Consider the following 12,804-nt stretch of genomic DNA (forward strand, 5'->3'; position numbering starts at 1 on the left):
ACGAAGATGGTAGGACGTGACCGGAGTCGGACCGCGCGGCGCGCGAGGGCGAGCCGCGCCGGCCCGGATCCGCCGCTGGGCCGCACGCGGCAGCCCGTACCGGCGCCAGGCCGTGCAGCGGGCCCGACCGCCCAGCGGGCCCGGCCCCGTCCAGCGGGCGCTGTACGGCAGCGGATACCCGACGCCCGCCGGCAGGGCGAAGGGGCGCCCGCGGGCGTACCGTAAGAGGGAGTCGATCGTCCGGATCTCGTTCCGGCGACCGGGCGGGGGATGACCGGCGCGGCGATGGGCCGGGGTTCCCCGGAGGGACGTGCGATGATCCCTCGGATCCGCGGTCGGCGTGCCGCGGCGGGAAGGAGGCGGCATGGGCAGCGAGGATCTGGTCTGCGCGCGCTGCTCGGGTCTGGTGATCGAGGGCCGGTGCCCCACCTGCCGCGCGTCGCGCGAGTACCTGCGCCGGAACTCCGTCACGATCTCCCCGCAGCTGATCATTGCGATCATCGCGATCATCATGATGCTCACGGCCCTGGCCGTCCGACAGGCCACCTGAGTCCGGCGCGGGCCGCCACGCCCACCTTCCGGCCATCGCGCACCCTTCTGTCGATGAGCCTGCCGACCGCACCGCGATCAGTCCGCCGCCCGGGCGTCTGCCGGGGCGCCAGGTTCCTGTGCGGTCCGGCGCCCGGGCGCTGACCCGGGGTGGGCACCCGAGGACCCCGACGATCGTTGGCCTTCGGTGAAGTCCGGGCGCGAAATCGGCCGATGCCCGGTTCCAGCCGGTTCTGGAGCGTCGATGTCCCCATCTGTGCTCGCCTCGCGCCAGGGGCGGGCCGGCCCGCGCCGCGACGGCCGGGCCCGGGTCCGCAGGCTGATCCTGATCGGCACGGCACTCGCGATGGCCGGGGTCGGGATGGTCTCGTGCGGCGGTGGTTCCGAGCCCTCCGCCGCGCCTGCGGCGGCCTCCGGACCAGCGACTCCGGGTCCGGCGACCGCGGAGGCGACCGGGGCGGGGAAGACCGCACCGGGTGCCCCGCCCGCGGTGCGCACCGTGGTCACCGGGCTCGCCGCGCCGTGGGACGTCGCCTTCCTGCCGTCGGGCGAGGCGCTGATCAGCGAACGCGACAGCGGGCGGGTCCTGCGGCTGCCGGCAGGCGGCGGGCGGGCGATCGAGGTGACGAGGCTGCCCGGCGTGGTCCACCGCGGCGAGTCGGGGCTGCTGGGGCTCGCGGTCTCCCCGGCCTTCGCGACCGACCGGTTCGTGTACGCCTACTACACCTCGGCCACCGACAACCGGATCGTCCGCTTCCGGCTGTCCGGCAACCGCGCCGAGCCGCCCACCCCGATCCTCACCGGGCTCGCCGATGCCGCGGTCCACAACGGCGGCCGGATCCGCTTCGGACCGGACGGCCTGCTCTACGCGGGAGTCGGCGACGCCGGGGTGCGCTCGCGCGCGCAGGACCGGGCGAGCCTCAACGGCAAGATCCTGCGAATGCGCCCCGACGGCGGCGTCCCGCCGGACAACCCGTTCCCCGGTTCCCTCGTCTACAGCCTCGGTCACCGCAACGTCCAGGGCCTGGCCTGGGACTCCGCCGGCCGGCTGTGGGCATCCGAGTTCGGCCAGAACAGGCTCGACGAGATCAACCTGATCGTCCCGGGCGGGAACTACGGCTGGCCCGACGTCGAGGGCACCGGCGACACCGACGGCGGTCGGTTGCGCAACCCCCTGGTCACCTGGAGCACGGCGGAGGCCTCCCCGAGCGGGATCGCGATCCGCGGCGACACCCTCTACGTGGCAGCGCTGCGCGGGCAGCGGCTGTGGGAGCTCGACCTGGCCGGGGCGGCCGGCCGGCCGCGGGCGCTGCTCACCGGCGAGCTGGGCCGGCTGCGCGCCGCGGTGGCCGCCCCGGACGGCTCGGTGTGGCTGCTCACCAACAACACCGACGGCCGCGGCACCCCGAAGCCGGGCGACGACCGCATTCTTGCCCTGCACTAGAGCGCGCGTGCGAGTTGCGCTCTGTCCAACCCGTCGACCCGCCAACCCGGTTTCCGGCCACATTGCGGCCAGATCGTGCCGAGGCCCAAGCACGGTTTCAGCGCCGAAAACCGTACCTGGCCCTCGGCACGATTCTGTGCCCAGGAGATCACAGAAAGGCATGCGGGTCCGAGGGGTCGACGTCCTGCCGTCATCCGCCCGGGGCGCGCGGGGCAGACGTGGCGCCGACGATCTGGTCGCGCAGGCGCACCACGTCCCCGATGACGATGACGGCGGGCGAGCCGATGCCGGCCTCGGCGGCCAGCTCCGCGATGTCCGACAGCACACCGGTGAGCACGACCTCGTCGGCGGTGCCCCCGGCGTGGATGACGGCGGTCGGCGTGTCCGGGCGCCGGCCCCGCTTCACCAGCTCCCGGCTGATCCCCGCCAGCGCAGCGACGCCCATCAGCACGACGACCGTGCCCAGCCCCGTGGCCAGCGCGTCCCAGTCGACGGTGGAGCCGGGGTGGGAGGGGTCGACGTGCCCGCTGACGATGGCCACGTCCTGGGTGATGCCGCGGTGGGTGACCGGGATGCCGGCGAGCGCCGGGACGGCGACCGCGCTCGTCACCCCGGGGACGATCTCGCACGGCAGCCCGGCCGCGGCGCAGGCCAGGGCCTCCTCGCCGCCGCGGCCGAAGACGAACGGATCGCCGCCCTTGAGCCGCACGACGCCGAGCCCGCGTAGGCCGCGGTCGACGATCACCGCGTTGATCTCGTCCTGGGTCAGGTTGTGGCCGTGCGGCGCCTTGCCGGCATCGATGATCTCGGCGCCGGGCCGGGTCTCGGCCAGCAGCTCGCGGGGGGCGAGGCGGTCGACCACCACGACGTCCGCAATCTGCACCAGGCGCAGGCCGCGCACGGTGATGAGGTCTGCCCGTCCGGGCCCGCCGCCGACGAGCGCCACCCAACCTCCGGAGGGTCTGTCCACGCCGGTCACCTCCGTCATCAACCGCGCAGCCGTCGCCGACCGCGCATCCGTCGTCCGCATCTGTCTCCCGCCACCGCCTGCCGCCGCCGCCTACCGCGGCTGTCCACGCCGCCTGCCGGCCGGTCCCCCACGTGACGACTTCCCCCAGTGTGCGGCCTGACCAGCCTGTTCGGGGCGGATCGCGCCAGCCGGGCGGGCATGCTCAGGCAATCCGCCTGGCCGCGCCCGCGGGGCCGACCAGGACTCGCCCGTCGCGCACCTCGACCGGATGGACCGGGATGCGCACGTCCTCGGCGTCCAGACATTCCCCGGTGACCAGGTCGAACGCCTGCTTGTGCAGCGGGGAGAAGACCACGGTCCGCTCGCCGCGGGAGCCGACGAGACCGCGGCAGAGCACGTTGGCCCGGGAGATCGGGTCGGTGTTGCCGACCGCGAGGACCGGCCCGTCGCTGAGCCGGAACACGGCGACCTGCGCGCCGTCGACGAGCGCGCCGGCGCCCCGGTCCGGGGTGAGATCCTCAAGGGCACAGACATCGGTCCAGTTCACGGCGGTCTCCAGGTCACTTCTCGGGAGCGGTCACTTCTCGGGAGCGGGTCGCTTCTCGGGAGCGGGTCACTTCTCGGGGCTGGTCAGCGTGGGCACCAGGCCCGGCGCCGGGGTGGCGGCGTCGGTCCCGGCGTCGGTCCCGGCGTCGGCGTCGGTGGGTGCGGTGCGCTGGCGGACGACCGGCAGGGTCGTCCCGGCGATCAGCGCGGCCCGCTCGCCGTCGCGGGCCGGCCGGGGCTGGCCACGTTCGAGCACGTGGATGATGTCCGGGTCGGGTGTGTCGGGGGCGTTGACGAACGAGGTGAACCGGCGCAGCGCCACCGGGTCGGCCAGTGTCGTCTTCCACTCGTCCTGGTAGGTGTCGACGTGGTGGGCCATGGCCGCGTCCAGCTCGGCGCAGATGCCCAGCGAGTCCTCGGCGATCACCTCGCGGACGTGCGCCAGGCCGCCGTCGAGACTCTCCACCCACGCCGCGGTGCGCTGCAGGCGGTCGGCGGTACGCACGTAGAACATGAGGAACCGGTCGATGTAGCGGACGAGGGTCTCGGTGTCGAGGTCGGCGGCGAACAGCTCCGCGTGCCGCGGCCGGTGCCCGCCGTTGCCGCCCAGGTAGAGGTTCCAGCCGAGCTCCGTGGCGATCACGCCGACGTCCTTGGAACGAGCCTCGGCGCACTCCCGGGCGCAGCCGGAGACCGCCATCTTGATCTTGTGGGGGGAGCGTAGCCCGCGGTAGCGCAGTTCCAGGTCGATCGCGAGGGTGGTGGAGTCCTGCACGCCGTAGCGGCACCAGGTCTCCCCCACGCAGGACTTCACCGTCCGCAGGGACTTGCCGTAGGCGTGCCCGGATTCCAGCCCGGCGTCGGTGAGCCGCTGCCAGATCTTCGGCAGGTCCTCGGCGCGGGCACCGAGCAGGTCGATGCGCTGACCACCAGTGATCTTGGTGTAAAGGCGGAAGTCGCGGGCCACCTCGCCGATGAGGATGAGCGCCTCGGGGGTGACCTCGCCGCCGGGCAGCCGGGGGATGACCGAGTACGTCCCGTCCTTCTGCATGTTCGCCAGCATGTGGTCGTTGGTGTCCTGCAACGCGGCCCGCTCGCCGTCGAGGACGTACCCGTTGTGGATCGAGGCGAGGATCGACGCCCCCACCGGCCGGCAGACCTCGCAGCCACGGCCCCGCCCATGCTCGGCGATGAGCTGGGAGAACGTCGTGATCCCGCGCAGGCGGACGAGCTCGAACAGCTCGGCGCGGCTGTGGTCGAAGTGCTCGCACAGGGCCTTGGAAACCTCGATGCCGGCGGCGGCGAGCTGCTGGCCGAGGATCGTCTTCAGCATCGGCACGCAGCTGCCGCAGCTCGTGCCCGCGTTCGTGCAGCCCTTGATGCCGGCGACGTCGGTCAGCCCGTTGTCGCTGATCGCGGCGCAGATCTGGCCCTGGGTGACGTTGTTGCACGAGCAGATCTGCGCCTCGGCGGGCAGCGCCACCCCGGTGCCGGCCCCGCCGCCGGCCGGCAGGATCAGCCGCGCCGGGTCGTCCGGGAGCGCGCCGGTGGCGCCGACGAGCGCCCGCAGGGTGCCGTACTCGCCGGCGTCGCCGACGAGGATGCCGCCGAGCACGCTGGCCGCGTCGTCGGAGAGCACCAGCTTCTTGTAGACCCCGGTGACCGGGTCCGCGAACGTGATCGGCAGCGCGCCGACGGTCGTCCCGAACGCGTCCCCGAAGCTCGCCACGTCCACGCCGAGCAGCTTGAGCTTGGTGGACATGTCCGCGCCGGTGAAGCTCGCCGCGCCGCCGAGCAGCCGGTCGGCGACGACCTCGGCCATCGCGTAGCCGGGGGCGACCAGTCCGTAGACCCGCCCGCCGGCCGCCGCGCACTCGCCGATCGCGTAGATGTGCTCGTCGCCGGTGCGGCAGCCCTCGTCGACGACGACGCCGCCCCGCTCGCCGACGGCCAGGCCGCACTCGCGGGCCAGCTCGTCTCGGGGCCGGATGCCCGCGGAGAACACGACGACGTCGGCGTCGAGACCGGTCAGGCCCTCGGGGTGGCGGCCGAAGACGAGCCGGGCGACCCGGCCGTCGGCGTCGGCCTCGATCCGCTCGGTGGCCGTGTCGGTGTGCACGCCGATCCCGAGCCCGGTGATGTGGGCGCGCAGCGTCTGCCCGCCGGCGTCGTCGACCTGCGCGGGCATCAGCCGGGGGGCGAACTCGACGACGTGGGTGGTCAGGCCCAGGCTGCGCAGGGCGTTCGCCGCCTCCAGGCCGAGCAGGCCGCCGCCGATGACGACGCCGGTGCCGGTGCGGCTCGACCGCGCCGACGCGCTGATCGCATCCAGGTCCTCGATGGTGCGGTACACGTGGCAGCCGGCGGCCTCGCGCCCGGGGACCGGCGGGACGAACGGGTAGGACCCGGTGGCGAGCACCAGGGCGTCATAGCGGTACGTGTGCCCGGGGGCGGTGCGCACCGTGCGGGCGGCCCGGTCGACGGCGACGACGGGTTCACCGAGACGCACCCGCAGCCGGGGATGGTCGAGGAAGCCGTCCGCGACCAGGCTCAGGTCGTCCACCGTCGAGCCGGTGAAGTACGCCGACAGGCCGACCCGGTCGTACGCCGGCCGTGGCTCCTCGGCCAGGACGGTGACATCCCAGGTCTGTCCGGCGTCCCGTTCCCGCAAGGCCTCGCACAGCCGGTGGCCGACCATGCCGTGACCGACGACCACCAGCGACCGAGCAGACATCCGCGCACCACCCACTATCCGCCTCGAGGGTCCGCCCACCCTCGGCGGGACCCGCTACGGTCGCTGACCGTACGGTCGGCGGATGTCGGTGCCGACTCAGGTCCACGTCGGTGCGGATACAAGGCGCGCACCCCCGGCCGCGGCCGGATGTGAGACGCCTCGGGCCCGGGCGGGGCAGGCGTCGCGGGACGGGGAACGGCGCCGATTAACAACGGCGTTGCGTGTGGGTAAGCGCCCGGACATCGAGGTGCCTGATTCTGCCAGGGACCTGAGATCGGCGTGGGTCCGCGGGCCAGGAGGTCATCGTCTTGCCAACCCCCAGTTCCGGGCGGCCCGAATCCGGCGATCCGTCGCGCGCGGACAGCTGCTCCGGCTCGTCGCCCGGCGCCGAGGCCGCTGAACAGTCGACGGTGGCGGAGCTGCCGCCGCTGCTCGGGTTCACCGTCGGGATCACCGCGGCCCGTCGCCGCGACGAGCTCGCCAGCCTGCTCGAACGGCGCGGGGCCCGGGTGGTGCACGCGCCGGCGCTGCGCATCGTCCCGCTCTCGGACGACGGCAAGCTGCTCACCGCGACCCGGGCCTGCCTCACCGGGCGGCTCGACGTGGTGATCGCCACGACGGCGATCGGCTTCCGCGGCTGGCTGGAGGCCGCCGAGGGCTGGGGCCTCGGCGACGGGCTGCGCGACCGGCTGGCCGAGGCCCGGCTGTTCACCCGCGGGCCCAAGGTCACCGGCGCGGTCCGGGCGGCGGGGCTGACCGAATGCTGGTCGCCCCGGTCGGAGTCGGGCGCGGAGCTCATGGCCCATCTCCTCGGCACCGACCTCGCCGGCCTGCGCATCGCCGTGCAGCTGCACGGCGAGCCGCTGCCGGACATGATCGAGGGGCTGCGCGCCGCCGGGGCGGAGGTGGTCGAGATCCCGGTGTACCGGTGGGAACCGCCCGAGGACCTGCGCCCGGTCCGGCGGATGGTGGAGCTCATCGTCACCGGCGGGCTGTCCGCGGTGACCTTCACCAGCGCGCCGGCCGTGCTGAGCCTGCTGCGGACCGCGCGGGAGGCCGACCGTCTCGACGAGACGCTGTCCGCACTGCGCGGCGACGTGCTCGCCGCCTGCGTGGGACCGGTCTGCGCGGCACCGCTCGTCCGCGAGGGGATCCCTGCCGTGACGCCGGAGCGTTACCGCCTGGGGGCGCTCGTGCGGACGCTGTCCGACGAGCTGCCGCGTCGCCGGGTACGGACCGTCGAGGCCGCCGGGCACGTCCTGCGGGTGCAGGGCACGGCCGTGATCGTCAACGGGGAGCCGGTGATGCTGGCGCCGAAGACGGCGGCGGTACTCGACGCCCTCACCGAGCGTCCCGGCCGGGTCCTCTCCCGCGCGGAGCTGCTGCGCCGCACGGGCACCGCGGGGCTGACCGATGAGCATGCGGTGGAGATGACCGTCGCCCGGCTGCGCACGGCGCTCGGCCCGGCCGGCTGTGCGGTGGAGACCGTCATCAAGCGGGGCTACCGCCTCGCGATCGCCTGAGCCGGGTCGCGGCCGATCCGCCCCGCGTCCCGGCCGAAATCCCCCGAGCGGCGGTGGCGGGGCATTTCGGCCGCGCGAGCCGGCTTTTCGCCGTTCACCGGGCGTCGGCATACGCGTCGGCATACGCGTCAGCGGAAAACGGCGCACGCATCTGCACGAGCATGTGCCCGCGCCCCGCGCCTGACCCGGTGGTCAGCCGCCCCGGCCGAGCCGCCAGCGCGCCGCGCGGTATGCCCGCCAGCCGGACCGCAACCCGCGCCGGGCGCTCGTGAGTGCGTCGCGGTGCCCGAGGGAAACCAGCCGCAGGATGTCGGCGGCCCCGGCCGCCCGGTCCACGACCAACCGGCTGATGGCGAAACGGGACTGGTTCGGCTGGTGCAGCCGGTAGCCGACCTCGCAGGCCGAATCGAAACCGGCCGCCGCGACCACGTGCCGGACCGACGCGCAGTGATATCCAAAAGGATAGGAGAAACTGTCCGGACTACGCCCGGTCTTCTCCTCGATCATGCGCCGGCTGGCAGTGACGTCATATCGGGCGAGGGCCGTCGGTACCACGTCCAGTTCCAGATGACGATGACCGTGCGAGCCCAGTTCGACCCCCTCCCTCGCCAGATCAGCCAGGTCGGACCAGTCCAGCAACGGAAGATTTCGCTCGCTGTAGCCGTCCAGCCAGGTGGCGCGCCGGCCGGCGTAGGCGGTCGGGATGAACAGGGTCGCGCCCGCGCCGACCGTCTGCAAGGCCGGCAGCGCCGTCGTCACGAAGTCCTCGAAGCCGTCATCGAAGGTGATGGCCACCTGCCGGCGGTGCGGGTGCGCGAGCGCGTCGGTGAGCCCGGTGAGGTGGTAGCCGCCGGCGGCGAGCGCGCCGAGCTGCTCGGCGAACACGCCCGGCGGGACCTCCCAGTGCCGGAAGTCGGCGCTCACGGAGTCGCCCACGCTGTGGTACATGAGGACGGGCAGGGGCATCGGGGGCGCCTCGTCCAGCACGCCGGAGGCGGTACCGGGCAGCGCGGTCGCCAGGGTGGTCACCTCGTTCCCGTACCCGCGGCGACCGCCGTCACGCCCGGATCGGGCAGGACATTTCCGTGCATATACCTGTGTGCATTCATCTGCAGGGACACAGGCCGTACTCCCTCCGCGACGACGGTGCGCAATCGTGGACGAACAGGTGACACGGGCGAACATCCCATCGGGTGAAGTAGTACGCGAACCAGCTCAGGAGGTCGAAACTAAAACATCGAACGGTCCGCGAACTACCCGGGACTCTACACGCGCATACCGGGCGTGCCAATGGCATCGGGAGATCCGCCGGAGACGTCGCCCGAGGGTGGTCTGCACGGTCCCGACCCACTCGCCGCGCGACCCGGATCAAGCGGACGGTCGGATCACTGCCATTTCACCGGGTGTTCATCAGGGATACGGTCGAATTAAAAGCCACCCGGTAAATCGGGGGAACACGGATGAGCGATCCCCCGGAAGGCATGACGAGTGAACGCGAAAGTCGATGGCCGCGGCCGGCGGAAACCTGCCGGATCGGCCGTCCCACGCGGGCGGAGGGGAAAGATGGCAACAGCACCGACCGACCGCGCGGGTATTCTCACGCCTGGTTCTCGACGGCCCGCCGCCACCGGATCTCGGTATCGATGAACTCGTCGATCTCACCGTCGAGAACGCCACTGGTGTTCGAGGTCTCGGTATCGGTGCGCAGGTCCTTCACCAGCTGGTAGGGATGCAGGACGTAGTTGCGGATCTGCGATCCGAACGAGACGTCCTGGGGTCCGCCGGTGATGCGCTGCTTCTCCGCGGCCTCCTCGGCGCGGCGGCGCTCCAGGAGCTTCGCCTGCAGCACGATCATCGCGGCGGCCTTGTTCTGGAGCTGGCTGCGCTCGTTCTGGCAGGTGACCACGATGCCGGTGGGCAGGTGGGTGATACGGACCGCCGAGTCGGTCGTGTTGACCCCCTGGCCACCCGGACCGGAGGACCGGAAGATGTCGATCCGCAGGTCCTTGTCGTCGATGTCGACGTGGTCGGACAGCTCGACGACCGGGGTCACCTCGACGCCGGCGAAGGAGGTCTGCCGGCGGTTCTGGTTGTCGAACGGCGAGATGCGCACGAGCCGGTGCACCCCGTGCTCGCTGCGCAGCGTCCCGTAGGCGTAGGCGGCCTTGACCTGGAAGGTGGCGGACTTCAGGCCCGCCTCCTCCGCCTCGGAGGTGTCGAAGACCTCGGTGGGGTAGCCGTGACGCTCGGCCCAGCGCAGGTACATCCGCAGCAGCATCGCCGTCCAGTCCGCGGCGTCGACGCCGCCGGCCCCCGCGGAGAGCTGCACGATCGCGTCCCGCTCGTCGAACTCACCGGACAGCAGGGTGCGCACCTCCAGCGCGGCGATGTCGGCGCTCAACGCCGGCAGGTCGGCCGCAGCCTCGGCGAGCAGGTCATCGTCACCGAGATCCGCGGCGGCGGCGATGTCGTCGAGCCGGCGGCGCAGCCCCTCCACCCGGGAGATGTCGCCGCGGGTCGACGACAGGCGCCGGGTGACGGCCTGCGCCCGGTCCTGGTCGGACCACAGGTCAGGATCCGCGGCCTGCCGCTCCAGCTCGTCGGCGCGACGGCGCAACCCCTCCACGTCGAGAACGGACTCGATGCCGCTCAGCGTGGCATCGAGCTGCTTGATCTCCTCGGACAGGTCGACGGCCATGCTGTTCACCTTACCGGCGCTTCCCGCCGGCCACGGGCAGGACTGATCTTGACCTGGCCGTGGCGGAGCACGGCAGCCGGGCCGACGGTCCCCCGACGCGGGGCCGGCCGACGCGGCGGGAGATCGTCCGCCCACGAACCGACCGATCGCCGCATACGGCCGGCGGGCGCGTCCGGTAGCACCCGCCGCCATCGTGCCGGCACCGGGCGGCGGTCGTGAAAAGCCACGTCGATGAAACATGCAAAGGCGTCGCGACATCAGTCTGAAACACAGGATGAGGACTCGCGAATATTACGGCCAACCGACACCCGCACCGCGGACAATCCGGACGGTAACCGCACCGCCTACCCGAGCGGGCCACCGGTGGGACGCTGGTCGACGACAATCCGAGGAGAGACGTGTCCCACATCGCCGAGCGCACACGATCCTGCGCGTTTGTGGCCCCCAAACGATATCTTTGACCACGACGCTTCGCAGACGAATTCGCCGGACACCTGGTTCCGCGGGGCGGCGTGGTCCCGCCGGCCACCAGGCTGGCACCAGGCCATGGTCAGGAGACCAACGAACACGGGCACACGATTAGTGCGGGCCGCCAGTGGGCTGAACAGTCAGTGCCGAGCCGCTTGTCATGGAATGCGAGGGAGGCCGCCATGGGGACCCAGCTCAGTCATCCGACCGACCGGGCCGTGCAGTTAGACCTGGCAGTTCACCGTCCCGTCGCGCTCCGCCGACAGGCAGACGGCGGCGCGATCACCCCCACCCGAGCACGAAGGGTGCCATCGTGTCCGAAGTCTCGAACCGGCGGTCCGTGCTGGTCGCCACCGGCCTCGCGGCGGTGGGCTCCGTGAGCCTGGGCGGCGACGCCTCCGGGTTGCACGATGCCTGCGCCGCCGCGCTGAACGCCGCGGTGGACGCCTACGAGACCACCGATCTCAGCGCGACGGCCGCGGCCCTGGTCCCCCTCGAACGCACCACCAGGATGGTGCCCCGCGAGCATCGGCTGCGCGGGCGGGCCGCCCTGGACTGGATGCGGCTGCACGCCGCCGTGACGACCGCCGCGGCGGCCGTGGCGTACGACCGCGGCAAGCACGCCGACGCCGCCACCCGGGCGGACCGGGCCGCCGCGCTCGCCCGCGCCGCCGGCGACGGGCCGCTCGCCGCGCGGGCGCTGGCGCTGCGCGCGCGGATGGTCCGCCCGCACAGCCCGGCGGTCGCCCTCCAGATCGCCGGGGTGGCCGCGCGGATCGCCGGGTTCAGCCCCACCCGCGCGCTCATCGCCGGCAAGGTCGTCACGAGCGCGTGCGCGGCCACCGGCGACACCGCCGGGGTGCGCGACGCGGTGGCCCGCGCCTGGCAGACGATGGAACGGCTCGACGACGACGACTTCGGCTCCCCCGGCTTCGCCCTGGAGACCTACTCCCCCGCGGATCTCGCGCTGGCCTGCGCCGAGGCGCTGACCACCGTCGGCGCCGCGGACGAGGCCACGCCGCATCTGGAGCGGGCCGAGACGCTCATCGCCGGCTCCGGCCAGACCGGCATGGTGGTCTCGGTGCGGATGGCGCAGGCCCGCGCCGCGCTCGCCCGGGAGATCCCCGACCGGGACGAGGCGGCCTCCTACGCCGACCAGGCGGTGACCCTGTCCGCCGGGCGACCGGCGCAGTGGCTGGCCCGGCTCGTGCGCGACGTGTCGGACCTGGCCGACCTGCGCACCGGGCAGGGCCTGGACGATCTCGTCGACGCCACCACGCCCTGGTTGCACGAGAGCTGGGAGTCCGACCCGGGCCCGCAGCGGCCGGCGGCGCTCTTCGGCGTCACCGGCCCGAGCGGCGTCACCGGCCCGAGCGGCGTCATGGTGCAGCGGGCTGGCGGACCACCGACTGTGCCTGTGCCCCGGCCCGCACCGTGACCGGCCCGACCCCGAGGTAGCCCACGACCGGCAGGTCGACCACGCGCGAACCCTCCACCTCCACCGTCGTCGCGTCGACGAGGCTGGAGGTGAGGGTCGTGCGGCCGCTCGGGTCGGCCTGCTGCTGGTACTGCTCGACGGTCGCGTTGATGTCCGCGAGCGGGAGCTTCTGGAAGGCGTCGGTCGCCGTGTAGATCGCGTTCTCGTCGATGCGCTGCGCGGCCGCGAGCGCCGCGCCGTCCGCGGCCGAGGCGACCGAACGGCGGGCCAGGTAGACGGCGGACACGTCGGTCACGACGACGACCAGCATCGCGGCGACCACCAGGTAGCCGAGCGTGAGGATCAGGATCGTCCCGCCGTCGGCGCCGCCAGCTGCGGCCCGATCGCCGGTCGCCGGGTTCCGCCGCAGGTCACCAGGCATGCGCTTCTCCCCG

10 protein-coding genes are annotated in these 12,804 nt (G+C 73.1%); 4 read left to right on the top strand and 6 right to left on the bottom strand.

The features are described 5' to 3' along the window. The first annotated feature begins 364 nt into the window (after positions 1 to 364). Complete coding sequence (locus FRAQA3DRAFT_RS16985; protein WP_009740279.1) at positions 365 to 550, top strand: hypothetical protein; 186 nt, start codon at positions 365 to 367, stop codon at positions 548 to 550. 243 nt (positions 551 to 793) lie between these two features. Continuing rightward, entirely contained in the window at positions 794 to 1,993 is a 1,200-nt protein-coding gene (locus tag FRAQA3DRAFT_RS16990) for a sorbosone dehydrogenase family protein (RefSeq protein ID WP_009740280.1), read from the top strand. Positions 1,994 to 2,183: 190 nt separating this feature from the next. On the opposite strand, the gene cobA is transcribed toward FRAQA3DRAFT_RS16990, so the two are convergent. The 3 genes from cobA to nirB form a co-directional block, all read right to left on the bottom strand. After that, positions 2,184 to 2,981 carry a uroporphyrinogen-III C-methyltransferase gene (gene cobA / locus FRAQA3DRAFT_RS16995; protein WP_009740281.1) on the bottom strand — a complete coding sequence of 266 codons (798 nt, stop codon included), beginning with the start codon at positions 2,979 to 2,981 and terminating at the stop codon, positions 2,184 to 2,186. Positions 2,982 to 3,165: 184 nt separating this feature from the next. Further along, positions 3,166 to 3,510 (bottom strand): nitrite reductase small subunit NirD, encoded by a 345-nt coding sequence (nirD, locus tag FRAQA3DRAFT_RS17000; RefSeq protein ID WP_009740282.1) that lies wholly within the window; start codon positions 3,508 to 3,510, stop codon positions 3,166 to 3,168. A 66-nt stretch (positions 3,511 to 3,576) separates the two neighbouring features. Further along, positions 3,577 to 6,243 carry a nitrite reductase large subunit NirB gene (nirB, locus tag FRAQA3DRAFT_RS17005; protein ID WP_009740283.1) on the bottom strand — a complete coding sequence of 889 codons (2,667 nt, stop codon included), beginning with the start codon at positions 6,241 to 6,243 and terminating at the stop codon, positions 3,577 to 3,579. 308 nt (positions 6,244 to 6,551) lie between these two features. Between nirB and FRAQA3DRAFT_RS17010 the strand changes: the two genes are divergently transcribed. Further along, complete coding sequence (locus FRAQA3DRAFT_RS17010) at positions 6,552 to 7,766, top strand: uroporphyrinogen-III synthase (protein WP_009740284.1); 1,215 nt, start codon at positions 6,552 to 6,554, stop codon at positions 7,764 to 7,766. A 192-nt stretch (positions 7,767 to 7,958) separates the two neighbouring features. Here FRAQA3DRAFT_RS17010 and FRAQA3DRAFT_RS17015 read toward each other — a convergent pair whose 3' ends face one another. Continuing rightward, positions 7,959 to 8,795: a polysaccharide deacetylase family protein gene (locus FRAQA3DRAFT_RS17015; RefSeq protein ID WP_009740285.1), complete on the bottom strand. Its 837-nt coding sequence runs from the start codon at positions 8,793 to 8,795 to the stop codon at positions 7,959 to 7,961. A 568-nt stretch (positions 8,796 to 9,363) separates the two neighbouring features. Continuing rightward, a complete protein-coding gene (prfB, locus tag FRAQA3DRAFT_RS17020; protein WP_009740286.1) occupies positions 9,364 to 10,464 on the bottom strand; it encodes a peptide chain release factor 2 in 1,101 nt (366 codons plus the stop codon). A gap of 781 nt (positions 10,465 to 11,245) precedes the next feature. On the opposite strand from prfB, the gene FRAQA3DRAFT_RS17025 reads away from it, so the two are divergent. After that, positions 11,246 to 12,370, top strand: coding sequence for a hypothetical protein (locus FRAQA3DRAFT_RS17025; RefSeq protein ID WP_009740287.1), 1,125 nt, complete (start codon positions 11,246 to 11,248; stop codon positions 12,368 to 12,370). Here the strand turns inward: FRAQA3DRAFT_RS17025 and FRAQA3DRAFT_RS17030 are convergent. Continuing rightward, complete coding sequence (locus FRAQA3DRAFT_RS17030) at positions 12,312 to 12,791, bottom strand: pilus assembly protein TadG-related protein (RefSeq protein ID WP_035923033.1); 480 nt, start codon at positions 12,789 to 12,791, stop codon at positions 12,312 to 12,314. The genes FRAQA3DRAFT_RS17025 and FRAQA3DRAFT_RS17030 overlap by 59 nt on opposite strands. Between the last annotated feature and the right edge of the window lie 13 nt (positions 12,792 to 12,804).

The sequence above is a fragment of the Frankia sp. QA3 genome (assembly GCF_000262465.1).
Taxonomy (GTDB): Bacteria; Actinomycetota; Actinomycetes; order Frankiales; family Frankiaceae; genus Frankia.

What these genes read in the sequence shown, in the direction of transcription:
- FRAQA3DRAFT_RS16985 (WP_009740279.1), top strand. Translation starts at nt 365, where the DNA reads ATGGGCAGCGAGGATCTGGTCTGCGCGCGCTGCTCGGGTCTGGTGATC.
- cobA (WP_009740281.1), bottom strand. Translation starts at nt 2,981, where the DNA reads ATGACGGAGGTGACCGGCGTGGACAGACCCTCCGGAGGTTGGGTGGCG.
- nirB (WP_009740283.1), bottom strand. Translation starts at nt 6,243, where the DNA reads ATGTCTGCTCGGTCGCTGGTGGTCGTCGGTCACGGCATGGTCGGCCAC.
- FRAQA3DRAFT_RS17030 (WP_035923033.1), bottom strand. Translation starts at nt 12,791, where the DNA reads ATGCCTGGTGACCTGCGGCGGAACCCGGCGACCGGCGATCGGGCCGCA.
- FRAQA3DRAFT_RS16990 (WP_009740280.1), top strand. Translation starts at nt 794, where the DNA reads ATGTCCCCATCTGTGCTCGCCTCGCGCCAGGGGCGGGCCGGCCCGCGC.
- prfB (WP_009740286.1), bottom strand. Translation starts at nt 10,464, where the DNA reads ATGGCCGTCGACCTGTCCGAGGAGATCAAGCAGCTCGATGCCACGCTG.